Origin of the sequence: Sulfobacillus thermosulfidooxidans, from assembly GCF_001280565.1 — a bacterium.
In the GTDB taxonomy this organism is placed as follows: Bacteria; Bacillota; Sulfobacillia; order Sulfobacillales; family Sulfobacillaceae; genus Sulfobacillus; species Sulfobacillus thermosulfidooxidans_A.
In genome coordinates, this window is sequence record NZ_LGRO01000001.1 from 1,141,993 (window position 1) to 1,168,060 (window position 26,068).

23 protein-coding genes are annotated in these 26,068 nt (G+C 46.8%); 16 read left to right on the plus strand and 7 right to left on the minus strand.

Annotation, left to right across the window (positions count from 1 at the left end; all coding sequences use genetic code 11):
* The first annotated feature begins 88 nt into the window (after positions 1–88).
* The 3 genes from AOA63_RS05870 to AOA63_RS05880 are packed head-to-tail and all read left to right on the plus strand — an operon-like array spanning position 89 to position 2,528.
* Positions 89–907 carry an MBL fold metallo-hydrolase gene (locus AOA63_RS05870; RefSeq protein ID WP_082343778.1) on the plus strand — a complete coding sequence of 273 codons (819 nt, stop codon included), beginning with the start codon at positions 89–91 and terminating at the stop codon, positions 905–907.
* Entirely contained in the window at positions 904–2,154 is a 1,251-nt protein-coding gene (locus AOA63_RS05875; protein WP_053958825.1) for an MFS transporter, read from the plus strand. Before AOA63_RS05870 ends, AOA63_RS05875 begins: the two co-directional genes overlap by 4 nt.
* 29 nt (positions 2,155–2,183) lie before the next feature.
* Positions 2,184–2,528: a DsrE family protein gene (locus AOA63_RS05880; RefSeq protein ID WP_053958826.1), complete on the plus strand. Its 345-nt coding sequence runs from the start codon at positions 2,184–2,186 to the stop codon at positions 2,526–2,528.
* 102 nt (positions 2,529–2,630) lie between these two features.
* Here AOA63_RS05880 and AOA63_RS05885 read toward each other — a convergent pair whose 3' ends face one another.
* Positions 2,631–3,815: a transglutaminase-like domain-containing protein gene (locus AOA63_RS05885; protein WP_053958827.1), complete on the minus strand. Its 1,185-nt coding sequence runs from the start codon at positions 3,813–3,815 to the stop codon at positions 2,631–2,633.
* Positions 3,816–4,162: 347 nt separating this feature from the next.
* Positions 4,163–4,522 (minus strand): hypothetical protein, encoded by a 360-nt coding sequence (locus AOA63_RS05890; protein WP_053958828.1) that lies wholly within the window; start codon positions 4,520–4,522, stop codon positions 4,163–4,165.
* A 216-nt stretch (positions 4,523–4,738) separates the two neighbouring features.
* Between AOA63_RS05890 and AOA63_RS05895 the strand changes: the two genes are divergently transcribed.
* Positions 4,739–4,945: a YgaP family membrane protein gene (locus tag AOA63_RS05895; protein ID WP_053958829.1), complete on the plus strand. Its 207-nt coding sequence runs from the start codon at positions 4,739–4,741 to the stop codon at positions 4,943–4,945.
* Positions 4,946–5,104: 159 nt separating this feature from the next.
* Here the strand turns inward: AOA63_RS05895 and codA are convergent, their stop codons facing one another.
* Both codA and AOA63_RS05905 read right to left on the minus strand, forming a co-directional pair.
* Complete coding sequence (gene codA, locus AOA63_RS05900; protein WP_139061505.1) at positions 5,105–6,400, minus strand: cytosine deaminase; 1,296 nt, start codon at positions 6,398–6,400, stop codon at positions 5,105–5,107.
* A gap of 130 nt (positions 6,401–6,530) precedes the next feature.
* Positions 6,531–8,084, minus strand: a complete 1,554-nt coding sequence (locus AOA63_RS05905; protein WP_053958831.1) for a glycosyltransferase family 39 protein — start codon at positions 8,082–8,084, stop codon at positions 6,531–6,533.
* A gap of 163 nt (positions 8,085–8,247) precedes the next feature.
* On the opposite strand from AOA63_RS05905, the gene AOA63_RS05910 reads away from it, so the two are divergent.
* Both AOA63_RS05910 and AOA63_RS05915 read left to right on the plus strand, forming a co-directional pair.
* Positions 8,248–9,555, plus strand: coding sequence for a PQQ-binding-like beta-propeller repeat protein (locus AOA63_RS05910; protein ID WP_053958832.1), 1,308 nt, complete (start codon positions 8,248–8,250; stop codon positions 9,553–9,555).
* 65 nt (positions 9,556–9,620) lie between these two features.
* Positions 9,621–10,382: a hypothetical protein gene (locus AOA63_RS05915; RefSeq protein WP_053958833.1), complete on the plus strand. Its 762-nt coding sequence runs from the start codon at positions 9,621–9,623 to the stop codon at positions 10,380–10,382.
* A 42-nt stretch (positions 10,383–10,424) separates the two neighbouring features.
* On the opposite strand, the gene AOA63_RS05920 is transcribed toward AOA63_RS05915, so the two are convergent.
* Positions 10,425–11,072 carry a peroxiredoxin gene (locus AOA63_RS05920; protein ID WP_082343779.1) on the minus strand — a complete coding sequence of 216 codons (648 nt, stop codon included), beginning with the start codon at positions 11,070–11,072 and terminating at the stop codon, positions 10,425–10,427.
* Between the two features lie 352 nt (positions 11,073–11,424).
* Between AOA63_RS05920 and AOA63_RS05925 the strand changes: the two genes are divergently transcribed.
* The gene (locus AOA63_RS05925; RefSeq protein WP_053958834.1) at positions 11,425–11,796 is read left to right on the plus strand and encodes a VOC family protein; all 372 of its coding nucleotides are present in this window, start codon (positions 11,425–11,427) and stop codon (positions 11,794–11,796) included.
* Between the two features lie 121 nt (positions 11,797–11,917).
* On the plus strand, positions 11,918–13,657 hold the full coding sequence (locus AOA63_RS05930) for a peptide ABC transporter substrate-binding protein (RefSeq protein ID WP_053958835.1): 1,740 nt from the start codon (positions 11,918–11,920) through the stop codon (positions 13,655–13,657).
* 68 nt (positions 13,658–13,725) lie between these two features.
* Here the strand turns inward: AOA63_RS05930 and AOA63_RS05935 are convergent, their stop codons facing one another.
* Entirely contained in the window at positions 13,726–15,198 is a 1,473-nt protein-coding gene (locus AOA63_RS05935) for an NCS1 family nucleobase:cation symporter-1 (RefSeq protein ID WP_053958836.1), read from the minus strand.
* Positions 15,199–15,445: 247 nt separating this feature from the next.
* Here AOA63_RS05935 and AOA63_RS05940 point away from each other — a divergent pair, with 247 nt between their 5' ends.
* Positions 15,446–16,336, plus strand: a complete 891-nt coding sequence (locus AOA63_RS05940) for a proline iminopeptidase-family hydrolase (protein ID WP_053958837.1) — start codon at positions 15,446–15,448, stop codon at positions 16,334–16,336.
* An 85-nt stretch (positions 16,337–16,421) separates the two neighbouring features.
* On the opposite strand, the gene AOA63_RS05945 is transcribed toward AOA63_RS05940, so the two are convergent.
* A complete protein-coding gene (locus AOA63_RS05945; RefSeq protein WP_053958838.1) occupies positions 16,422–17,564 on the minus strand; it encodes a PucR family transcriptional regulator in 1,143 nt (380 codons plus the stop codon).
* Positions 17,565–17,799: 235 nt separating this feature from the next.
* On the opposite strand from AOA63_RS05945, the gene AOA63_RS05950 reads away from it, so the two are divergent.
* The 7 genes from AOA63_RS05950 (at position 17,800) to AOA63_RS05980 (ending at position 26,058) form a co-directional block, all read left to right on the plus strand.
* Complete coding sequence (locus AOA63_RS05950) at positions 17,800–19,239, plus strand: bifunctional metallophosphatase/5'-nucleotidase (RefSeq protein WP_053958839.1); 1,440 nt, start codon at positions 17,800–17,802, stop codon at positions 19,237–19,239.
* A gap of 158 nt (positions 19,240–19,397) precedes the next feature.
* Positions 19,398–19,727: an ArsR/SmtB family transcription factor gene (locus AOA63_RS05955; protein WP_053958840.1), complete on the plus strand. Its 330-nt coding sequence runs from the start codon at positions 19,398–19,400 to the stop codon at positions 19,725–19,727.
* 57 nt (positions 19,728–19,784) lie between these two features.
* Complete coding sequence (locus AOA63_RS05960; protein ID WP_242848366.1) at positions 19,785–21,668, plus strand: proton-conducting transporter membrane subunit; 1,884 nt, start codon at positions 19,785–19,787, stop codon at positions 21,666–21,668.
* Positions 21,669–21,709: 41 nt separating this feature from the next.
* Positions 21,710–22,627, plus strand: coding sequence for a respiratory chain complex I subunit 1 family protein (locus AOA63_RS05965; RefSeq protein WP_053958842.1), 918 nt, complete (start codon positions 21,710–21,712; stop codon positions 22,625–22,627).
* 3 nt (positions 22,628–22,630) lie between these two features.
* The gene (locus AOA63_RS05970) at positions 22,631–23,251 is read left to right on the plus strand and encodes a hypothetical protein (protein WP_053958843.1); all 621 of its coding nucleotides are present in this window, start codon (positions 22,631–22,633) and stop codon (positions 23,249–23,251) included.
* A 6-nt stretch (positions 23,252–23,257) separates the two neighbouring features.
* Complete coding sequence (locus tag AOA63_RS05975; RefSeq protein ID WP_053958844.1) at positions 23,258–24,610, plus strand: proton-conducting transporter membrane subunit; 1,353 nt, start codon at positions 23,258–23,260, stop codon at positions 24,608–24,610.
* Entirely contained in the window at positions 24,607–26,058 is a 1,452-nt protein-coding gene (locus AOA63_RS05980) for an NADH-quinone oxidoreductase subunit C (RefSeq protein ID WP_082343781.1), read from the plus strand. Before AOA63_RS05975 ends, AOA63_RS05980 begins: the two co-directional genes overlap by 4 nt.
* Positions 26,059–26,068 lie beyond the last annotated feature (10 nt).

Consider the following 26,068-nt stretch of genomic DNA (forward strand, 5'->3'; position numbering starts at 1 on the left):
TAACTCATGGTAACACGCTATTGACAGTATAGCACGCAAAACATTAGTGTATCCACATAGATTGATATATGAATGGAGGGTATATGCCATGATTTTTCGCCAACATTTGTGGGGCGAGCAGTCTCAAGCCTCGTACTTTCTAGCCTGTCCTGGAAAAGGGGTGGCGGCCGTCATTGATCCGGCATGGGACATCTCACCGTATCTTCAAGATGCAGAGCAATTCGGTTTAAAAATTACCTTGGTCCTTGATACCCATATTCACGCTGACCACATTTCTGGAGCCAGACGTTTATGTGCAGAAACTAATGCGCATTTGGTTGCCCACGAATTAGCCCCTTTTGTTTATCCGGTTGACCGTGTTAAAGACGGCGATATCTTAGAAGTGGGAAACGTGGCTTTACGTGTGGTGCACACCCCAGGGCATACTCCAGAACATATTGCGCTGTTGGGAACAGACCGCAGCCGCAATCCTGATATGCCATGGTTCTTGTTAACAGGACATAGTCTTATGGTGGGCGATGTAGGCCGTCCCGATCTTGCACCCCAAGAATCGGCAAAATCGATGTACGAAACGCTGCATGATCGGCTCAATATGTTACCGGATTACCTTGAAGTGTGGCCCGGAGCTTATGCAGGCTCCGTCTGCGGTCGGGGCCTATCAGGCAAACCTCATAGTACTTTAGGATATGAACGCAAGACTAATCCGGCTTTTCGATATCTGAATGTGAGTGATTTCGAACAATTTCTGTTACAAAATCTTCCTCCCAAACCCAAGCAATTTCATTTAATTCGCGAAATCAACCGGGGCAATGCGGATCCACGGGAATATTTAGATGCTGCTCTGGGTTCTGAACTGAGCCACTCAGCCGATGTGAGTGTGATAATAAAGGATGGTATGTCCTCATGAAATTGGGGATTAAAGCTAACCGCACACAATTTTTGCTTTTGGTCTTGCTTGTGATCTTTGTAGGCGCCTTGCTTGGAAGTGAACGCACTATCGTACCCGTTATGGCTGAGAACACATTCCATTTGACAAATGGTATGTTGATTTTGAGCTTTATCGCAACGTTTGGTTTAAGTAAGGCAATTGTCAATTTATTTGCAGGGCATTGGTCAGATCGGGTGGGCCGTAAAAAGGTTTTAATGTGGGGCTGGATTATCGGATTGCCGGTGCCCGTGTTGTTGGCGTTTGCCCCAGATTGGAATTGGGTGATTGGAGCAAACGTCTTGTTAGGCATTAATCAGGGATTAGCCTGGACAATGACGAGTGTTGCCAAAATCGATTTGGTGGGGCCGCAAGGACGGGGATTAGCGGTGGGGATTGATGAAGGATCCGGGTATTTGGGGTTGGCTGCAAGCGGCTGGGCTACCGCCTTGTTAGCGGCACGATTTGGGTTGCGGCCAATTCCCTTTGTCTTGGCTGAAGTCGTCGCTCTGTTAGGTCTATTATCGACGATAACCTTATTACGAGAGACACGAGAGTTTGCGTTATTAGAGCATACGCAGAGTTCTCATGGCAAAAATTCACTACCACTCGATTTAAAAGATGCTTTTGCCGAGACAACGTGGAAAAATCCCGGATTATCGACGTTATCCTTGGATGGCCAAATTAATAAATGGTCTGATACGTTGATGTGGGGCATTATCCCGTTGTATTTGACTAGTGAACATGTGAGTTTGCCCCAAATTGGATTCGTGGCGGGGATTTATGCTGGCACCTGGGGATTAGCGCAATTTGGCACGGGTCTTTTATCCGATCATATTGGACGCCGGAAGCCCATTTTGATGGGATTGGCTTTGAATGCTGTCGGGATTCTGGGATTATATCTCTTTCACCATGTGGGATTGTGGGCTTTTAGTGCGGGTTTGGGAGGTCTCGGAACCGCATTGCTTTATCCCAATTTGTCATCTGCAGTCTCTGATATTGCACCTCCTGCTCACCGGGGTGGCATCACCGGTGTCTTCCGGCTTTGGCGGGATGGAGGTTATGCTGTTGCCGCTCTCTTATTGGGCGCAATTAGTACAGCGAGTTCGCTTCATATGACCATTTTAGTCGTGGGGATATTATTATTGATGACCACCATCTTAAGTTGGTGGCGGTTACCAGAGACTTTGCCCAGGTTAGTTGTGCATCAACACCAGAAAATTGGGTAAAACGTGCAACAAGGAAGGAGAGAGTTAATATGGGAAAGCTAGGCATAATGATTGCATCGGATAATCCCCAGCGCGTTCGGGTGGCCTTGTCTCTCGCTTTACACACTCAAGAATTGCCGGAAGCCGAACGGCCGGACGATCTAGAAGTTTTTTTCTTCGCAGAATCCACAGCCCTTTTGGCTACGGCTCCTGATGATATCCGCACCATGATGCAGGATCTGCGGCAGAGAGGCATTCTTTTAGAGGCATGTACGAACCTCGTGAAATCATACCAGGTAGAAGATGCGGCCCGAGCACTTAATATCGAATTGCTCATGGCCAATCAAACATTTTCCCGTTGGGCCCGTGAAGGATATGCCATTCTCAGTTTTTAAATCGTGACAGATATAAAATACGCAGCCCGGTTCCCAATTTATTGCCTGACCGGGCTGCATGATTCGAGAGATGTTGTTATGGGATTGTTCTCGCATGGTGCCCTATAAATGGCCGAGCCAATGGACAAGCAATGTCGCCGTGTGATGGAGCCAGCGCGTCACTTGTTGCCATAATGATGGCTCGTGCTGACCTGTGGGGGCCGCAGCAGGCGGATCATGGGACACACTAGCACTGGCATTTTGAGGATGCACAATGGGAGGTGCTTGTTCTGAAGGGGCGGCCGCTTGTTGTGCCGATGCATAGAAATGATATTGGTAATGAATCCGAATTTGATGTGAGGCGTCTTGAGCAGACAGTAATTGGGGAGAATAGGACCAATGAATCACAATGTCCTTGCGTATGCCATCATATAAGGCGATGTGCCAATTGTCTTGTAACGCGGCAAAATAGCCATAGGCTCCCCATGTGGGGTCGGCCACTACCCAGCCCACACTCGGCAAATAAAATTCGGTCCATTGATGAAAGCCTCCTTGTCCGCTACCATTATTGGTCACATACCCCCCAACAAAGCGCGCGGGAATATGGGCTGTCCGCAATAAGCCCACATAAAGATCGGCAATGTCGCTACAGATGCCTAAATGACTCTCTGCAGTGGCTACGGCACTTCCTGAGGCTTGCAGCGTATAGTTATACCGAATGTTTTTCACAATCCACTCAAAAAGCGCATGCGCCTCTTGTTCGGGGTTCTCACCAGGTTGAATAACCTGAGCGACAATATTTTCCAAGACAGGGGAATCGGTGTTGACCTCCTGCGCTTCGAGTTGAGGATTGGTGTAGGTTTGATAGACCGTACTGTGCGTATTATATGCGGGATAAACTTTGGGAAGCTTGTAATTGACATCATAAGATGTATCAGAATAATGCAATGTTAAGGAGACCGTTTGATGGGGCGCAAGGGTACTCCACACAAAGGTGCCAATTAAATTCCCGTATTGATCATGGTGGACCGCCACCGGCTTGATGCTTTCTCCCGTGAGCGAAACTTGTGAATAGCTGGTCTCGGGAGGCAGTAAAACAATATTCGCTTTGACATCATAGGCGGATGCGTTTTCGGTATTCGTCAAAGTGATGGTTTGGGTAAAAACATAATGGGCCGGTAATGAGGTGACGGCATCCGGGGAAGAAATATTTATAGTTTGGTTGGCGGCATACGCTTGTGGCGTGAGGGTAATGACTCCGGAAAACACCAAGACTAAAGCTCCCGTTGCTAACCGGCTCCGTTTCACGATCTCGCCTCCCCAATAATTGACATACGTATTATAATACCCGTTATGTAGTTTTTGGAAAACACATTCATCTTTGTAGTTGTCCATACACTTGATAAGACCGCGTTTATTCCTAGACCATCACTTTCCTCCTTATTCTCCTCGTGATGGGATAAAATCAACAAACATTAAGTGATTTTTTATTGTGACAAATTTGGATGAACGTTTATTAAACGTGTTCTAAGAAATTACCATGAAATTACCCTGCGCTAAAGCCTCTGGCAGCAAACATAATCCTCATCAACTTCGGGTGCGCCTTATTTTTTGCTGTCGCAAAATCCTGACCCGGGTGACATGATGGGGTGCGTTTAAAAGGTTCTGCCGCTAGATCCATCGGAGGACTGGTAAACATGCAGACGATAGATGGCCGAGGAATTTTGGAGAACATACTCGCCTTCGATATCATGAGCCGTGGCAATGGCTTTATCGAATCCTGCCAGGTGAGTGTATTCATCCGTGTCAATAAGGCTTAGATGCATCACGACGCCTTCAAAAATGTCATGTTTAATAACCCAGTGAAGATTAAGATGGGGATCAAGAGGGAAATTGCGTTCGGCAAAAATATCACTGTTCCGACGATCGGGCTGGGTAATGAAAACTTCCAATTGGCGCAACATGTCGGGAGTAATGGGGACTTGGTTGTCGATGACAGGTTTTTGTTGGGACATATATATCCTCCCATTGGATTTTGATGTGATGCTCTATTGACATGGTATCACGATTTACAGCCTTTGGACGTTGGATAAGGCGACGCAAAGACACCAGGCTTCTGGGCCGAAAGCTTAAGATACCCCATTGACAAGAGGCATCATGGAGAATACTGTTAACTTAACAGCGGAGTTATTAGCATAACTACTAAAAATGAGTAAGGGAGAGCGACCATCATGATTAATGAAGGACGAACAGACCGGATTTTGCGTGTGGTTTTCGGCGTGATTTTCGCTATTTTAGCGTTTTATAAAGTCGGAGGCAGTGTGGGGGAATGGATTTTTGGCATTTTAGCGGTCGTCGCAATCATTACAGGAATCACTGGATTTTGTGGGTTGTATCGCTTAGTCGGCATTCGGACTTGTCCCATTCGTAAACCGTGAAAAACTATTGGGTCTTTCCTCTTATTTTGTTTTAGTCTTGCCGTCTAGAGTGACCTCCTAGACGGTTTTTTGTTTGTTATGCAACGCGGCCCTGCATCAAAATGCCAGTTTGTTGCGCATTTTGATGCGGGAAACAAGATGTAGCGCGTTGCTGATGCCTTATGAGAATTTTGGAGAATGAAAGGACACGGACTCAAATTGATCCGGTGACCATGCTAACTGTGAGGCTTGAGGTTCGGTGTGGGCAAGAATGCGTCCATCGGCTACAACCCACCGGGGCGGTGGCATAAGACGAATGAGATCAACTTGGTCCGCCACAGGATAGATCACAAAATTGGCTGGTTGTCCTTCGTGAAGGATTAAGGTTGATGGATAAGAAGGGATCATCATAATTTGAGCCGCATTCGTGGTGACGGTGGATAATACGGCCTCTAACTCGTCAGCGCCCGTCATTTGAGCAATATGCGCCAACATACTGGCCACAAACAGTGGGTTCCCGGTTCCCCAGGGATACCATGGATCGACGATGGAGTCATGTCCCGCGCCTACACAAATGCCTGAATGTAACAATTCCTTAACCCGGGTCATGCCCCGCCTTTTGGGGTATCGGTCAAAACGGCCTTGCAAGACGATATTATCTAGTGGGTTGGCAATAATCGCAACGCCTGCCGTTTTGAGCATACGCATGAGTTTAAAGGCGTAGGCTTCGTTATAAGATGCCATGGCGGTGGTATGACTTGCGGTAACTCTTCCTGCCCATCCATTATCGAGTGTTAGTTTCGCCATGGTTTCAAGAAACCGTGAGTGATCATCATCGGTTTCATCGCAATGAATATCAATAGGCCTTTGATATTTGCCAGCTAAATCAAACGCTAATTGAATATCTTTGATACCGTCTTCACGCGTCCATTCATAGTGCGGAATTCCACCCACGACGTCGGCGCCAAGTTTAAGGGCTTCTTCCATTAATTCGGGTCCGTTAGGACGGCAAAATATCCCATCTTGCGGAAAAGCCACGAGTTGGAGAATGACCCCTTGGGGAAGTTCTTGGCGCAACCGCAACAAAGCTCTTAGGGCGGTGAGGGAATCATCCGAAACATCAACATGGGAACGGATATAAAGAACACCGTGTGCAATATGCCAGCGAATCGCTTCCCGAGCCCGTCGCACGACGTCCTCTTCGGTGAGCTTTTTTTTGCGTTGATTCCACCGTTCAATCCCCTCAATGAGCGTGCCAGAGCGGTTAGGTTCGGGATCGCCAGCCGTCAGCACGGCATCGAGGTGAACGTGGGGATCTGATAACGGGGGGAGGAGAAGACCGCCTTCAGCATCATAGGAAGCTGACGAAGCCGGCAAAGACGGTGCAAGTTGGGTTATCCTCCCATCTTGTATCCTCAGATCATGCAGAGTATCATGGCCAGGAATCCGGACATGATGAAAACTGAATGTGGTCACAATCATCACCTCAAAAAAGTTATCATTGAACGATCTGTATTCATCATACCGAATAATTGTCAAATGTCGGACAAATTCTCAAGATTGGTATAGAGAACGGATGGGGGTTCGGCGACTCCATCGCAGACAGTTATTGAATATGGTAAAGAGCGAAAGATACTGGCCATCCCTGGCCCGACAATTGCTTGATTAGGATGGCATGTTGATGAAGCCAGTGATCGAGAGACGCTGTGGCATGAGGGGGGACACTGTTAAAAATAAACCAAATGCTACGGCCGGGTTTCAAATATCCTGCCTGTTTCAATTTATTCACATTGACCGCTTCCGCAAAATACGCTCCTTTGCCAGGGAGATTAATATATTCGTTCCAGGTAAAATGCCCCGGATAGTTGCCAATTTTAATAGGTAGATGATAGGCATCAATATAATATTGAATGGTGTATTGACAGCCTGCAATGTTATCCATACACACGATCTCTTGACCGGCTCGATAATCATGGGCCCAGGTAAGTACCGGATGGCGCCAATTCTCCAACGAAATCCCTTGGCCGTGAATCCACTGTGGCACAACCAAAAATAGGGAAAGAGCGATGAGAGTGAGCTGGGTTTGCACAGATCGTATAGCCTTTAGCCCACCGATCAGTATGATGACGAGACCCTCTACTGTTGGCAGCAGATAGACCGGATCAAAGACATGATAGTTTCGGATATATGAGCTCACATAACTTTCCGCCGGAGGCAACAACATCCATGTTAAACCAAACCACAATGCCATTTCATCACGATGAGTTATTTGCAACCATGATGGAACCGTTGAGGGCAGGCGAACCCAGGCAATGATGGCCAAACTGCCTAAAAATACCATCAATATCATCAAAGGACTTGTCAACGATTGTTCAAGATAGGTCGGAATGAGGTGAATCGCTTCGCTGAAGGTTGGCAAAGGAACCCACCCGACTTGCCCTCCCGCTAAAATGGGTGGTAGTAAAGGCAATCCTAATACGGCCCCTAGAGCCAAGGCCAGAAGAAACTGAAGGAAATGGGACCGGTCGGTGTCGTTCTTCCGCCACAAAATCCACACCAAAATAAACTGGGCAGCGAAATAAAAAAGACTATTCAAAAAGGAATATAAATCGAGAGTCGATGTCAGGACATAACTTATCCACCACAAACTGCGGTGTCTTGGAGCATTGAGAAATTGCCACAAGGATAGATAGGATAGGACTGTGAACAGTAAAAAGAGGGAAAAGGACCGAGCTTGTTGGCTATATGTCACGATATATGGAAAACCCAAAAAGAAGACAACGCCTAAAGCGGCAAACCATTTTGTATGGTACATCGTGCGTAATAAGGCATAGAGCGCGACTGAAGCCAATACATAACCCACAGCATTAGGAATTCTTACTGGGAAAGCCAACCATGATATATGAAATAGGGTTAAGATGGATAACCAAAAATGCAAAATTACATAATACAGAAACATATTGCCCTCAATGGTGAACAATACATGGGAAATGACACCTAAGGATTCTTTAGATAATTCCACTGAAAATGCTTCATCACGCCAAATACTACCCTGTCCCAAATGATGAAAAATGACAGCGGACGACACCGCAATAATGGCGGCGACCAGGATAATATTTTCCATTGTGCTATCGGATTTGTTACGGAATAGTTGCTTCATGCAAACCTCCTAATGATGGGATCTCGTCTTGGATTTTATCCTATCACGGTGTTCATGGCGCCATGGTACAATGAAACCAATGAAATGCAATAACCAATCACACGTCCACATGCGGTGGGTGTTGTCAGTACATAGAACTTGCATATAGGAGTAATGGGTTTGTATGATGAACTTTACTCGCGGGATCCGATGGTTGACTGCGGTGGCAATGATATTGATCCTCTTATTAATCACTCCTCACGAATTGAATCCCGGTACATTACCTCACCGAAAATTGTGGCCACACCACAATTTAGCATTTGGTCGTCAACCCAATCATAATGGACTGATAAGTATTAGTCTTCCTATGCAATTGACCCGGCCAATTAGTTGGACGGACCCGACAACGGGACTTATGCAAATTGCGGTGGTGGATGGAGCGGTCTATGGTGGAACGGTTCACAGCCCTTATGCCGTGGACAAATTGTCGGCCTTGACCGGACGAATGGAATGGTCCGTATCAGTCCCCAATCAAGTGATGACTACCCCCGTAGTCTACCGTGGAGTCGTCATCGTCGGAACGGGGAATCGTGATTGGCCTGGCCCTCAAAGCAACGGTATTCGAGGGACAGGGACTAATCAAATCTTGGGATTGTCTGCCAATACCGGAAAGATTCTTTGGTCAATCAACACACCGGGAGAAAACATGCCAACACCGGTCATCAATAATGGAATTTTATATCAGGTGGGAGGCAGTGATGAAGTCTTAGCGATTAACCCATTGAATGGCAAGATTTTACAAAGACTCCCGATCCCGAGTTATGTGAGTATGTCATCACCGGAAATTGTGGACCATGTGATGTATTTCGGGGGAGCTTTACCTTACCAACTTTATGCCATTGACATTCCTCATCTGCGTATCGCTTTTACGACTACGCTTCCCTCATCGTTGGGGGGTATAGATGATTGCCCGCCCGCTATTGCTGATGGCATTCTTGTTATCGATTATGAAGGTTTGATTGGTAATCAAATCCATGCCATGGCGGCAGGGGTGTCAGTGCACACTGGGAGGGTTCTATGGGCCACCGATCTCGGTCCTGGCAGCATTCCCCGGGCGCCAGATGGTTCTCCCACCAATGCGGCAGGAGTGCCCATTATTCACGGGAACGTGGTGTATTTAGGGTCTCCGGTGACTAGCACATTATATGCCTTGAACTTGCGAACCGGAAAACTTTTATGGAATACATCAGATAGTGGAGCTATTGGCCGTATTACCATGGCCCCGATATGGGTTAATGGGCATATTATCGCCGGGGATAGTATCGGAGATATTATCGTAGTCAATGCCAAAACAGGACGTATCGTTTCGACGCTGAAAGAGCCAACACCATTTGTTCCGGGCGTCCCCCAAATAGTTAATGGGTCATTATTCATAGGAACAAAATTAGCCACTTATGCGATTCCCTTGGAAAATATTGATGCCCATCTTTAGAAACGAGCATGGACATTACTGGCCTCATGGTGTAACGCAAAGCGTTGTTCGGGAGTGATAAGTTTATGGATTATATTGCCGTTATAGAACAATCAACACCTGAAATTTGGCCAGGATCCACGTTGTGGCATGATGAATGGGGAAGTTTAGGCACGTTTCCCGATGGTGCTGGGCTAGGCAGTGAAATTATGCGATTTCGGGTTCCACGCCGGATCATGGCAGAACGGCTTGACGCCTTGATGAAGCAATACCGTAGGAAACCATTGGTACGCGTCAGTCCTAGAGAAACACCTGGACTTACAAGTTGGCTTATTGACCATCAATACCGGTTGCACGAGCGCCAAATGCTCATGATTTGGTCTGGGCATGCACCGACGCGGCCGCATTCTCCGTTGGTTCAAGAAGTGCTGACCCCTGAGCAGTTAGCTGGAGTGAACGCATTAGATCATCGCGTTTTTCATGATCCGGTGTTAGAAGGAGCAAATCTGCACAAAGAGTTACAGCGATTGCAGCCGGATTCCCGCCGATTATTTTATGTATCAGCTGGGGACCAGGTAATATCGGCAGGGGGATTGACCCGGTTCGACAGGTGGGCATTGTTATGGGGCGGGGAAACGCATCCCGACTTTCGGCAAAACGGGTGGTATCGTCTTGTGGTCGAACACCGTCTTTTTATCGCCCTAAATCAGTGGGCAGTCGATTTTGCTGCAACATATGCTAACAACGAGACATCGGCACCGATTTTAGCGAAAATGGGCTTTCAGTTGTGGGAGGTGCATGATATTTATGCTCCCCCGCAAACAAGCCACATATCCAGCTTGTTATAGCGTTATGAAAAAACGAAAGGCCGCTGGCGGCCTTTCGCTATGTTAATCGACTTTGGTGGTTCGGTAATACCAATCCTTTTGATTTTCCCCTTTTTCTTGAAGACGTTTATGCATCTCGTCTGTCGTGGCTGGGGGAGGCACGATAGCAGGTTGTCCCGGGGTCCAGTCGGCAGGAATGGCGACGCCTTGTTTGGCACTGGTTTGCAGACCATCGATAACCCGCAAGATTTCGTCGATGTTTCGTCCGAGGTTGAGGGGATAATAAATCAACGCCCGGACAATTCCTTGATCGTCAATGAAGAAAACCGTTCGCACGGTAGTGGTCGCAGACGCTCCGGGAGCAACCATTCCGTAAAGGCGGGACACCTTCTGATCGAGATCGGCAATGACCGGGAACGGAATTTGCACACCAAAATTCTGTTCGATATTTGCTTGCCATGCTAAATGGGAATAGACTGAGTCAACGGAGAGACCGATGAGCTGAACGTTGCGCTCCTCAAACTGGGGAGCTCGTCGCGCAAACGCGACAAATTCCGATGTTCAGACTGGGGTAAAGTCTGCAGGGTGCGAAAACAAGACCACCCATTTGCCGCGGAATTGGCTGAGTTTAATGGGGCCATGCGTTGAGTTTGCTTCAAAATCGGGCGCCGGATCCCCGATTCCGGGAAGGCACACACGAGCATCGTCCATACACTTACCTCCTACCTATATTGTCACCCGCCCAAATCAGAAATTTAACTGTCTGGGACAGGCATTTATATTATACGCAATAATTAGGGCTTGTTCTCGGGATGGCCTGACTGGCGTGAAAATACCATTCAGGTTACGCGTTTCATGCTACACTTGCGCTATGATCGTCCGACAAAACAGGGAACGGAAGATGGATGCAAAATGAACCGAAGCCATCGATAAGTGACAAAAGTACAGCAACGATCGAAAAAAAACGAAGACATACATGACGAAAGGAGGAATTCCTGGTTTGTACTGGAGGGGTTATAGCAGGTAAGATACCCCGTTATGCTAATGAGCCAGGAACACGACCATGCTCCAAGGCGTTGATGAAGTGGTATTTTTTGTTAAGGATATCGAAGAAGTAAAGCGATGGATCCAAAATCTCTTGCAGTGCCCTGTGGTCTTTGAGTCTCCCGAATATTGCGCGGTATTGGTCGGTAATACCAAAATTGGTCTTCATCTACGTGATGAAAAAAATTCAGGGACTGGAAGCGGGCAAGTGGCGTATTGGCATGTTCATGATATGGAGCATGTGATAAAGAAATTTCAAGATGCTGGGTGTCGTCTTTACCGAGGTCCGATTCGGGGAATGGACGGGCCTATGGTCTGTCAAATGCAAGATCCATTTGGCAACATATGGGGATTTGTGGATTATAGCGTTCTGAATCCTTCGTGTGATTAGGCAAAAACATTTACAAATTTAGAAGGAATTTGTCATAACAGTGTCGAATAATTTGTCGAATCGTATGTCTATTCATTCTTATGCACACATTGCAAACTCATTCAGCAGGAGGACATCGTACATGCAGCGTCGTTTGGCTCTTATGTCAGCTGTCGGATTAATCGGCGTCACTGCGTTGGCGGGCTGCGGCACGTCCAATGCTTCAGCTAATACGCACTCAACCACGGGCGGAACCGTCGTGGTAGCCGAAGCACCACAAACGCCACCGAACTGGTTTTTCCCCGTCTTTAGTTCATCCGCTTATACCGAAATTAACGCCCAGATTCAATTTCTAATGTACCGCCCTTTAATTTACCTGAATAAAGAAAATCAGGTAGATTACGCCAAATCTCTCGTCAGCAAAATTCAGGTCAATCCCCAAGATAACGAGTTTACATTGACCTTGAATCATAAATACAAATGGTCGGATGGCAAACCTATTACGGCCCAAGATGTTGTCTTTACGTGGGATTTGATGGATGCGGCGAGCCAACCGAATTCTCCCTGGCCTTATGGCCCAGCAGGAAGTGGCGGAGTGCCTAAAGACTGGAAAAGTGTGACGGCTGAAGGTCCTAACACCGTGGTGATTACCTTAGACAAATCGGTCAATCCGGCATGGTTTATCCACAACGGTCTCGGTCAAATTTCCCCGGTTCCCGAATTCGTATGGAACAAATATCCGAATAATATGACGCAAGAATTGAAGTTTATTCAGTCGGTCTCCAATGAGCCCACCAATCCCCTGTACGATGTGGTGGACGGTCCCTTTAAATTTGCGAAGTGGGCCCCTAATCAATATTGGGAATTGGTTCCGAATCCAAACTTTGGTGGGCACAAAGCAAGCATCTCCAAACTGATTTTTCAATATGAAACGTCATCAGCTGATGAGTTTGCGGGGCTCAAGAACGGTCAGGTTAATGTGGGATATTTGCCGCCGTCATTGTGGAGTACGCGTAATCAACTGACTAATGACACGCTGTCGCAGTCATATCTTTTTGGTTTTAACTATATTATTCTTAACTTCAACAAGCAGGCTCCAAATGGCATGGGACCGATTTTTTCGAAACTATATGTCCGCCAGGCCTTACAAATGGGAATCAATCAACAAGGATTGATTGATTCGATGTATCATGGTGCCGGTGTTCCTGAAGATGGACCCATTCCGTCCAAACCCCATACCGCTTTTTACGATACGGCCCTGAACAATAATCCGTATCCCTTTAATCCTCAAGCCGGAAAGAAATTATTGGAAGAACACGGGTGGCATGAGGTTAATGGTGTTATGACTAAAAATGGGCAAAAGTTGGCTTTTACCTTTACCTATGCCTCAGCTAGTACAACTTTATCGCATGTGGCGCAGTTATTGCAAAGCGATTGGGCAAAAGAAGGCATTCAGGTAACATTACAGCAGTTACCCATTAACCAGTTATTTGCCGAAGATTCACAGAGTTCGCCATCGAAATGGAATATGGGATATTGGGGAGCGGGCTGGACATATCAGCTAGATTACTATCCTACCGGAGGAAACCTGTTTGCGACTGGCGCGGGCGAAAATTCCGGTGGATATTCCAATCCCACCCTCGATCAATTGATTCAGGCCACATATGCGCCGGGAACTCCCCAGCAAATTCAAGCGCGTATGAACGCCTATCAAGAATTTATGGCCAAACACCTGCCAGTGCTTTGGATGCCCTGGTTCCCACAAGGTTATGCCCGCATGACCGGATTTGCGGTTCACTCGAATAATGTGCATGGGACGGTCAGCACGTTTAATCCCGTAACGGATTTTCTTTATGCGAATTACTGGACTGTATCAAATTAAGGCGTGTTTAGAGCAGCCCCACGGTGTTGGGGCTGCTTTTATGATTCTCTATCGTGTGTTTTGAGACATTATTCGTTAGACAAAGCCGCATTGATGATCTTATTGGTGGAGGAAAGTTCTTGTGCATTAGCAGGCCATATCCGTGACAGTCCCCAATAGACCACTAACGCGAGACCTAAGCCGATAAACCAGGAATACGAATAAAGCCAGTGCAAGGACATATTGAAATACCCCAGGGCCGAGGTGGATACGCCGAGTCCTAAGGCGGCTAACGCACGTAAATTGAATCCATGCCAATAAGTGTAGGCTCCATGGCGCTGATAGAGTGCCATGACCTGAATTCGACGGTGATGGATCATCCAAAAATCTGCGATCATCACCCCAGCAACGGGCCCTAACAGTCCACCAATTGCCCCCAGGAATGTAAACAATGTTGTCGGATTTTGCATCAGTTTCCATGGCATCAAAAAAATTGCCAGAGTTGCCGCCACGATACCAGCTGAAACAAAATTTAAATGGCGGGGAAACAAATTGGTAATGTCATAGGCGGGCGAAACGATATTTGCCGACACATTAACCGAAATGGTTGCAATGACTAACGCAAAACCGCCTAAAGCTAAGATCACAATGTTGTGAAAATGCGTTAACAAGGTAATAGGATTCCAAATGGCATGGCCGAAGGCAACCAAACTTCCTGAGGTAATCATGATACTCATGAACGAAAACACAATCGCTGTGCCCGGTAAGCCTAACGATTGACCGACAATCTGTGCGCGTTGGGTTTCGCTGAAGCGAGTGAAATCCCCAATATTCAAGACCAATGTTGCCCAACTACTAATGACTCCAGTCAACGCCGGTACAAAAACTGTCGATAGGCTTTGTCCTTTAGGAAAATGGGCACCCTGATGAAAAAGTGGACCGAATCCATGGCTCACACGCACGCTCCAAATTATGAGGCCCAAAGCTAATATCAGCACGAGCGGTCCAGCCCACGCCTCAAAGCGCTTGATCGAATTCATGCCGTGGCGCAAAATCAGGACATTTAGGAACCATGACAACATAAATGTGATCCATCCCGTTAAATTCATTCCCAGAAAATTAAAGGAGCCTCCTATATGCGTCCATCCATGCCAAAGAAGCGCTAATAACGAATTGAAAATCGTCGCAATAAAATATGTTTGTACACTAAACCACCCAATGCCGACAATGGCCCGTAGAATAACGGGAATTACCGCGCCCTTTACGCCGAAACTGGAGCGTATAAGGACAGGGAAGGGCACGCGCAGGCGAGTGCCTTGGTAGCCATTCAACAACATCGGAACGAGCAGGATCAAATTTCCCACGATTATGGTAAAAATGGCTTCCCAAGCCGACATTCCGAGGAGAATTAAACCGCCTGCCACTTCGTAGGAAATGATGTTGTGCACCATCCCCATCCATACAGTTAAAAAATTGTATGCCGTCCAGGTTTTTTGGGACGCTTTCACAGGAGCTAAGTCGGCATTATATTTGTATAAAGTTTCATCTGACGGATGTGTCATGCGTATCCTCCTTTGATTTGTCCTTTGAATGTCAGCGTTAACAGCAGCCATCACAGAGGAACTTGGGTTAATCATACGAACACGCTGAGAAGATTGTTTATGCAGTCTATACAAAATCCGGATCGGGAATAGGGAAAATCAAGATTTTTGGTCAATATGCTAACGGACAGCAGGATAACAGGCACATGATGTCGTATGTAACTAAAACAATAAACTGAACAACTTGCCATAAAGCGAGGCGCATGCAATGGAAGGACAAACCCGTATTGTTCCCGTACGATCTCGGTACCATGTTTGGACCCGGCAGGTAGGCCACGGCTCCATCCCCATTTTGTTGTTGCATGGAGGACCGGGGGCCACTCATGAATACTTGGAATGTTTCAGTCAATATCTTCCCTTGGATAAGTATACGCTGTACTTTTTTGATCAACTTGACTCGTATTATTCTGATCAACCCGGAAATCCGGAATTGTGGACAGTCGAGGGTTTTGTTGATGAGATCGAAGATGTGCGCCGTGCTCTCAATTTGTCGCAGTTTTATCTTTTAGGCCAATCATGGGGAGGTCTCTTGGCTATTGAATATGCCTTGAAATATGGAGCCTATTTGAAGGGCGTGATTATTTCTAATATGGTGGCCAGTATTGATAGCTACGTACAATATTTAAATACCTTAAGACGTCAACTTCCCCAAGACATTCAAGATGCCCTAGAGCGTTATGAGTCTATGGAAGCGTATCAGGATTCTCAATACCAAGAACTCGTTCTTCAGCATTTGTACACAAAGCACCTGTGTCGGCTCGATCCTTGGCCTGAAGCAGTAACACGCAGTCTCTCCCGCATGAATACAAAAATTTATGAGTATATGCAAGGGCCTAATGAATTTGTTGTAACCGGAACATTCAAAGATTGGAACCGGTGGCAAGACCTCCATCACATTACGATTCCTGCTTTGGTCATTGGCGGCCGATACGACACCATGGATCCAGCTGCTCTTGAAAAAATGGGGAAAATGATTCCTCAAGGGTATAGTGTCATTTGTGAAAATGGAAGTCACATGGCGATGTGGGATGATCCCGAGACTTATTATCCCGCAGTTGAGGAATTTATTGCGAGCTGTGAAACAGCTAATTTCTCCTAGACCCAACATATGGAGTCTGGTCGACATTTTCCCAGATTTTCAGGAAAATTGACCGCGGGAACAATGCAAGAGGGGGATTGATGGGCTAATCCACGGGCAAATGTTGAAGACGGTAGAATAACAATCCTAAGTACAATTTAAAAGTGGTCGGCATATCACTTAAATCCCAGGAAAAATGCTCTTGAATCCGGTTAAGTCGGTACATGACCGTATTCTTATGCGTATTGAGGACTTGTGCTGCTTCCTGGGCATTTTTTCCCATGTCAAAATAAGCTGCTAAGGTCGGTAACCAGTCTGTGTGATGTTGTTGGTCATATTCAGCAATGGGCAAAATTGTTTTTTCGACGATGCTGTGGGCTCGTTCAACATCAAGACTCGTTCGTAACGTGGCAAAGGGAGCAATATCGTCATAAGTCACCACCCGAGCGTGAGGACGGATGACACTCCCGACATAGCGGGTGACTTCTGCCTTTCTCGCGCTCGAACCATAGTCAAACAGCGAGAGACCGTGAGTCCCCAAATATAAGGTGCCCCACTGCCAGGGGATATCATTAAAGATGAGACTTGTTGTCAGGCGATGAGGAAAACTCATAAACCCAACCGACAAATTCGATTGTTCCATGGTGTGATGGACAATCACGTCGGGCCCAAACACTTCTTCGAAACATCGCCCAATGGGTAACTCGTTAATCATGGGATGTTTGAGTTCAAACGCGACAATCGGTTGATTTAAATCAATGCGGTACTCATTTGCCCAGTAACGAATTTGGGCGTAGGATAAATGACCATTGCGTAAGCGCAGAAGAAATTCAGACAGGGATAATGAGCCCCCTAAGTATGCTGTGGCTTCAGATTTTTGGGCAATATGGATAGCATCGACGATGTCCGCCAGATTAATCGTTGGCGCAATTTCAATGAGCGGGAAACGGAGTTCTTTGGCTAATGCCCGGACCTCTTCGGGAAATTCGTTCCAATACCGGCGCATTTTTAAGCCGAAACCGGCGCAACCTGCCTGGGCCAGATGAATAATCAGTTCACAAAATCGGTCTACATCACTGTGCAAGGGATATCCAGTTGTCACCAAGAATTCTCCGGGTTTGACCCAGTCCCCAATATCTGGGGCGTCCATAATGCCCACCAACTTAACTTCCCGGTCGAGGCCTCCAAGACCTGCCGCCACCTTAATAAATGATGACGGCAGAAGTTGCAATAAATCTTGTACAGTCATCGCACACTCCACACGCCTTATTTGAAGAACATTTTGTTATAAAATCTAAGACATGTTCTTGATCTTTGTTATCATTATAGCTCCAGAAGGTGAGGGGATTATGTGGAATAATAAAATTCCTCACTTGGCACAATTTTGCTTGAACGGTTTTGTTAACATGGCATTCCCAACAACTGTAATATTCTGCCGTAATACGGACCTGTTCCGGGGACATACTAAGGCCGAGGTGAAATAAATGCCAACTCGGCGTATAACCATTGTGCAACAAAACGATAGTCATGGGTATCTTTGGTCTCACCCCGAATTGTTTTGGACTGTCCCCTCTCCATCTTTTAAGCAAGGGATTGGCGGATTTGCTAAAACAGCCCATATCGTACAGGAACTGAGAAAAAGAGAAAATGTATTGTTTGTTGATGGAGGAGATGTGTTTCACGGCACCGGACCCGTGGTTTTGAGTCAAGGAGCGATTGTTCCCCCGTTATTGAAAGCCATGGATATTGATGTCATGGTACCCGGGAATTGGGATTTTGCCTACGGCCCCGAAAAATTGTTGCAATTGATCCTTGAAAGTGATGTTCCGGCTTTGGCTTTGAATGTTCGTGACAGTCACGGCAATGGGTTCTTGCCGCCCTCTATGGTGATGGATCTAGGTGACGTACGCCTAGGATTGATCGGGCTCACGTACAGTGAAGAAAGCCAAAGTATGCCGCAGAAGTTTTCGCAAGGATTAACTTTTGATCTCGATATTCCACAGGTTTCACAAGCCGTGTCTCATCTTCGTGAAAACGAAAAAGCGGAGATTGTAATAGTCCTTAGCCACATGGGACTCCCAGCGGATCTGCAACTTGCTCGGGACGTGCCCAACATTGACATTATCTTAAGTGCGCATAGTCATGATCGACTCCACCGGTTAATGAAAGTGAATGGTACGTTGGTTATGCAGTCGGGTGCTAATGGATCGTTTCTGGGGATTCTCTCTTTTACGGTGAATGCCCAGGGCCGGCTTGACGACATTGCGCATCAACTTTTGACGTTAGAGAATGTGGACGAGGATAAAAACATCGTCGATCTGCTCCAGCAGTTATTAGAACCTTATCAAGAATCTATGGCTGAACCGATTGGTCAATTGGGCACACCACTACACCGCATGACCGTATTAGACGCGCCGATGGATGATGTGATTACGGATGCCTATCTGGCATATTCTGAAGCTGATGTTGCTTTTTCCCATGGTTGGCGATATGGAGCCCCCATCATTCCTGGGGTATTTACGCAAGGCGATCTTTACGGTATGCTGCCCACCAATCCTGAACTTTTTTCCACCGAGTTGGACGGGGCAACCTTACATGACTTCTTAGAAAAAAATTTAGAAAATGTATTTGCCTCCAATCCGTTTCATCAAAAAGGTGGATATGTGGTAAGAAGTGCGGGGCTCATTATGGCCTTCCGCTCTTACAATCCTAAGGGGCACCGCATTGAATATTTAGCCGTCAACAACCAAGAAGTGAAAATGCGTAAGATCTATCGTGTGGTGTCGGCAGGACCCCAAGGATTAAAGGGGATTGATGTCCCTCGGCATTCTTTAAATATTCAAGCTCACGATGTGGTTCGAGATTATTTTAAACGGCATAAGCCTGTAACGGTGTCAAATAGCCAGCGAGTGATAGCTCTCTAATTCCCGGGCGACGACAATTTTTCGGCCATAGACAAGGGCATAATCAAGGCACCCCAGCGGATGCCTTGATTTTTTAACACATCGATTTTTTATAATCGAAATAGCTTTAAATCTTTTCATATTTACATGTTATAATCCTGTTGAGGAGGATGAAAATTATGAGTGCATTGCATGAATTTAAGGCGGAATTGTTCAGAACATTAGGGCATCCAATCCGCTTAAAAATTTTAGAACTCCTCCGGACAGGTGAAAAAACCGTTTCCGAAATACAACACGATTTGAATATTGAAGCGTCTTCCGTGTCTCAACAGTTAGCCGTGATGCGTCGAGGCCAACTAGTGGATACGCGAAAAAGCGGTACGAACGTTTTTTATTCGGTAAGGGACCCGTTGATATTCGACCTGATGGATATCGCACGAAAAATCTTTGAAAACCAAGTCGCTAATATGAACTCTTTATTACATGAAGAGGAACGTGAACGGACCTAGGCTGCTGACGGATTATGATTCTTCCGTCAATAATCAACGAATGGGGTAGGGTCAGTGATGCTAGTAGGGCTCGTGTTGAGTGGCATGATTTTGGCGTTATTGGCCCTCATGCGCCGGAGAACTTATGGATTCACTATTGTCTGGGGCATGACGATGGTGAGTGTTGCGGTTGCTGGTTTATTCGTTCATATCGGAGACAATTTTTTGGCACTGAGCCCTTTACGGTCATGGTTTCTCATGATTTTAGGTCTAGGCGTTAGCTTCTCCTCATGGTACCGGATTGGTTATGAGCCGGAACAAAGAGCGACGACCCACAACGGCAGCTTTTGGTTTGTGATGTTCGTAACCAGTATGATGACGGTGATAGTGGCTCAAAATGTTTGGTTGTTCATGACGTCATGGGAACTTATGACGGTAACTTCATTTTTCTTAGTCGTGTCTCATCCCGAACGGGAGGGTGTTATCCCGGCAGGTTTTGTTTACCTGGTCATGTCTCAAGTGAGTGCATTGTGTATTCTCTTGGGCCTGCTACTCATGGGCCTTAACCTTCATTCGATGAATTTTAGTGATTGGTATCAGGGCGGGGTGAACCTGCCGCCTCACATCAAGTTGGAGATTTTTAGTCTGTTAGCGACCGGTTTTGCTATCAAGAGCGGGATTGTCCCTTTTCATATTTGGCTTCCCCGAGCACATCCGGTGGCTCCGGCTCCCGTATCTAGTTTGATGTCCGGCGTCATGATTAAACTGGGTGTTTTCGGGATTATCCAATTTGTTTTAATCGATCTGGGACCCTTATACAAAGGAACCGCATTGGCCTTGTTAGCCTTTGGGGCAATCTCGGGTTTGTTAGGAGTTCTTTACGCCCTGATGGAACGTGATTTGAAAACATTCCTAGCCTATTCCAGTATTGAAAATATGGGCATCATTTTTTTGGGGTTAGGCACTATGGCACTCGGCATTGACACTCACCAGCCGCTATGGATTAGCTTAGGACTGATTGCAAGTCTTCTTCATTCCCTTAATCACGCGATCTTCAAAACCCAATTGTTTTTGGCTGCAGGAGCAGTGGAAAAGCATACGCACACATTGAATATGGATCATTTGGGCGGATTGCAGCGCACGATTCCTTTTATTGCTACCGGATTTTTGGTCGGAAGTTTGGCGATTAGTGGCATTCCGCCATTTAATGGTTTCATCAGCGAATGGATGACGCTACGTGCCCTCTTGGAGATTACCCAATATCTCCGTGGGTTTACGGCTATCTTTTTTATGATCATGGCCTTCATCATGGTCCTTACGGCTAGCCTAGCCCTCTTAGGATTTGTTCAAGCGTTTGGCGTGACCTTCTTGGGACAAGCTCGTGCAAAACGAGCCCAATGTGAGGTGCCTCAGACCATGAGGTGGCCTATTGGCATTTTAGCCGGATTGGCTTTATTGATCGGAATTTACCCCAATCCCTTGTTTGGGATCATGGCCCGGACCGATCCTCATGTCATTCTTGCCGTGCCATTTTCTGTCACCCGTTCTTTACACGCTCCGGTGATTGCAGGCATGCTGGCTCTCATTATCGGTGTACTCGTCGTCATCTCTCGCCCCTGGGATGTCACGATTAGACCCCGTTGGGCATGTGGGCGGGAGAGCAAACCATCTATGCAATGGACCTCGGCATCATTTACCAAAGCTGTAAGAACAACATTTGCCCTCATTTATCGTCCTCACCGGCGTCTAGAACGAATAGGTCTTTATGCCCGTGATTTTCCGGAAAAACTGGTGTACAAGGGCGGCACAACACCATTTTGGGAGCGTTATATTTATGGCCCCAGTTATCGGTGGGTTTGGATGATCAGTCGATATAGTACCAAGATTCAAGCAGGGCCAGTCCGCTTGTATCTGACCTATTTATTGGCCACTATTGGACTCATGTTATGGTTTGTTCATTAGCATCTTCATGTTGTCTCACATTCCCCATTGAAGGTGATCAAATGCTCTGGATTATTCAAATCGTGTCCGTTATGGCCATCATCGGCCTTGCACCCTTAATTTGGGGGATTGCCCAAAAGACAAAAGCCCATTTTCAGGGGCGTCAAGGACCTTCCTTGCTACAACCCTACCAGATATTTGCCAAAACGTGGAATAAAGAAACAGTCGTGCCCGAGGGTAGTTCGTGGGTTTTTCGGCTCAGTCCCAGTGTGAATGTTGCCACCCTAATTGTCATTGCCGCTTCCATTCCCTGGGCGGGTCAGGTTCCGACTAATTGGCCTCACAATGTGCTTAGCGTCTTTTTCCTATTAGGATTGGAGCGATTCAGTGTTGCTTTAGCGGGTCTCGATTCCGCAACCACATTCGGGGGACTCGGCGCAAGCCGGATTGCCACCATTGGCAGTGGTGTTGAGCCAGCGATGTTGGCCGCGTTTGGGGTACTGTGGGTTGTCAGTCGACATACACAAATTGAAACGGTAGCTCCGTTTTTTGCGAATGCTTCGCCATCAGGTTTTCTTCCTTGGGGACTCGCTGTATTGAGCTATCTGTTTATTGTGATTGCCGAAACAGGACGATTGCCAGTAGACAATCCGGATACGCATCTTGAACTCACGATGATGCACGAAGCGACCCTTTTAGAGTATAGTGGGCGTTTATTGGCCCAGGAGCAACTGGCTATGGCGATGAAGTTTACCATCATTATCGGGTTAGGTTGGGTCTGGTTAGGACCCGTTGGTCCATCCCCATGGGTGAATGTGCTCCTCCATGTGGCGGAAATAGGGAGTTCAGCTATGGTTCTTGCCTGGATGGAAAGCCGGTTTGTGAAATTACGGTATTTCCACTTGCCACGCTATTTTACCTTGGGCGCAGGAATTGGACTTCTCGGCTTTTATTTGGCAATGTCTGGGGGAGTGCGATAAATTATGGATACCGCGGGATTTTTCGTGTTTTTGTCATCAGCTGGTCTCTTATGGTCTCGGAACCTTTCTTACGCATCCGTATTTCTATTAACGGATGGCTTAGCGCTCACCGTAATGATGTTATTAGGCTCTTTAAGTGATGCTGATTTGGCTATTGCGGCTGCCACTTTGCTGATTAAAGCGATCATAATTCCCGGATCAATATGGCGCGTCGTGCAAAAGTGGCCTGCGGAATTTCGGCAAGATTCTCCCTTACCCCTCTGGGCTTATACCATTGCCGCTATTTTAGTATTAGGGGTCAATCATGTAATTCGCGTTTTAGCACCCACCCATCTCATCTTACACCGGACCTTATTCTTTTATGGGCTGGCGAGTATTCACTTAAGCCTGTTAATGATTGTCAGCCGTCGTCATGTGTTGTCTCAGGTGACAGCCTTAATTGGTATAGAAAACGGCCTGGTCGTTCTAGCCTACTCGGTCGCCGGGTCTTTGCCCATTTTTATGGAATTAGGCATGTTGGGAGACTTGCTAGTGGCTGCTGCCATTCTCGTGTGGATGACTAGACGCATTCATCAACAGTTCAAGAGTACCGATGTGACAGCACTGGAGCGCTTAAGGGGGTAACAAGCGATGGAAGTTTTGGGGTTATTAGCTTTAGGACCGATTGGCGTGATCGTAGGGGTCATGTTGGAACGAACTTTAAAACGCCAGCAGACGACATATGTCATCGCCATATGGGTGACGTTGGTGTTGCTCTTCACCTTTTACAAGGAGTGGTCATTTTTAGCAAAGGGTCATTGGCATTGGACGCCTATTTTGCTCGTAATGACGAATCTGATTGCCATGACAAGCGCATGGGATAGTATTATTTGGTTACATGAACATCCGGAAATCCCTAGCCAACGCTATTATCTCGGGTGGGCATTGTTTTGGGCATCTCTCATCCTGATTGCCGGTTCTTCGAATTTAGCCGTGTCGTGGGTTGCTATCGAATTTTCCACACTGGCATCGGGTGCCTTAATCCTTCTGATGGGAAGTCATCAAGCCTTAGAAGCGGCATGGAAATATATCGTCATTGCCTCCGTTGGACTAGCTTTGGGATTAGTCGGCATTATCTTTTTGTATGCGGCGCTTCAGTTTCAAGATATGGGATGGACAACACTAAACTACATGAATCTCGCTCACCATTATCGTGCTATTCCTCCCATTGTTCGAACAGTGGCGACAATTCTCATTGTGAGTGGGATAGGTACCAAGGTAGGATTAGTACCATTTCATACATGGCTACCGGATGCTCATTCCGAGGCACCTTCACCGGTAAGTGGATTGTTGTCGGGTGTTCTCTTGGGATTATGTTTGATCACGATCGAACGTTTCGTTACGAGTATTATCCTGCCCGGTGGGACAGTCCTATCCGGATATCACTTGTTAACGCTATTTGGCGCTTTATCGATGATGGTTGGATCGCTTGCCTTACTGGTCCAACGTGATGTGAAACGGCTACTCGCCTACTCATCTCTAGAGCAAATGGGAATTGTTGCCGTGGCTTTGGGCATCGACACACCGCTTTCCCGTTACGCGGCGTTATTACAGCTTGTTTTTCATGCAGTAGTTAAATCGACCGTATTTTATGCGGGCGGACACTTGAGTGTGATCTACCACACCAAGGACTTGGATAAACTGGTCAACATCCGACATACCCACAAAGCTCTTGTGATTCTTTGGGCTTTGGGAATTCTTGCGTTAGCGGGCATACCGCCATTGGGGCTGGCTTATAGTGAATGGTTAATTCTGGCTGCGTTGTGGGATGGCCACATCGTGTTATTGCTGATCATGGCCCTATCCTTATTATTGACGTTTGTGGCGCTAATGTATCATTTATTACGCCAATTATGGGGATCGCGCGATCTCTTTTTTCCCAAAGTTTCTCGCAATAATCCACTAGTCGAGGTCAAGGATGTAAAAGGGGACGTGATATTGTGAACACAATAAAGGTGAATCACTGGCGTCCTTTTAATCAGGAATGTAAACAAACCGGCAGCCAGCTTTTAGCGCTCACAGCCTTGAAAAACGGGACATTGATAAGCCATTGGTTGCATCCCAATGGTCAGATACATGAAGGTTGGTTGCAGATTGATTCAGATGAATTTCCTTCGCTTACTCCCGTATTGCCGGAAGTGGCATGGGATGAGCGAGAAATTTATGACCTCTTCGGCTATTTTCCTCAAGGTCATTTGGACTTACGTCCTTTAGTGCGTACGCCTCGCTGGCCTGCGCAATTTTTTCCATTGGCTTCGGACAATCCCGAGAGTTCATGGAATGCTGTGGGCCCGGACAATCCCACAATTGAAGTTCAGGGCGACGGCATAACCATGATGGGTGTGGGACCCGTGCATGCCGGCATTATTGAGTCAGGGCGGTTTTTATTTAGTCTTATGGGCGAGAATGTGCTCCATGTAGATTTGCACCTTTTTCAAACTCACCGTGGGGTGGAAGCACTTTTAGAGCATACCATGCTGTCACATGCTGCTACCGTGCTGTCGCGCATCTGCGGTGCTGATTCGGTTTCCCATCAAACCAATTGGGCGATGGCGGTGGAACAAATGGCGGGCTTCGTAATGGATGAATCCCTTGCTTGGCGACGCATTATGTTGTTGGAATCGGAAAGAGTATTAAGTCATCTCAATGATTTAGCACAAATTCCTGCCGGTGTTGGTTTTCAAGTGGCTCACCAACATGGGCTTGTCTTAAAAGAAATTTGGCAACAAGGAATGAAAGACGTGTTTGGTCACCGCCTATTGTTCGACACCGTTCAGCCAGGATTCGCTAAACAGGCTGATATTCCCACCGTTTTAGCGCTTGTCAATACCATCCAAAGATCATGGGCACGTTGGCGCCAGATGGTGGAAAATCATCACGGATTTCAAGACCGTATGCAAAGCGTGGGAACCGTTACCGCGGAGGATGTATTGCGGTTAGGCGGAGCGGGTGTAATTGCTCGTGCGAGCGGCGTTCTCCTTGATGCCCGGTCGTTTATGCCGCTATATCGCGGAGTATCAATGGCTATACCGACCTACAGTTCTGGGGATGTGAGCGCGCGGTTCAGAATGCGACTGGATGAAGTCGAACAGTCTTGGAAAATTATTCAGCAAGCTGCTAAACATCTTGCGCCGATGCTTTCATCTTCTGAGACACTGTGGACCATTCCTCCGGATCTATCAGGAGATGCCGTGACCTTTTCAGAATCCCCTCACGGCTTAAATTGTCATGTGGTTAGATTAGACAGAGGCCAAATTCGCCGTTATCATATCCGGTCGGGGGCTTTCCGTAATTGGCCCTTGCTAGCAAAAGCAGCAACAGGAAATGGCATCGCGGATTTTCCATTAATCAATAAGAGTTTTGAGCTTTGTTATAGCTGCAATGACCGATAGGAGATGGCAG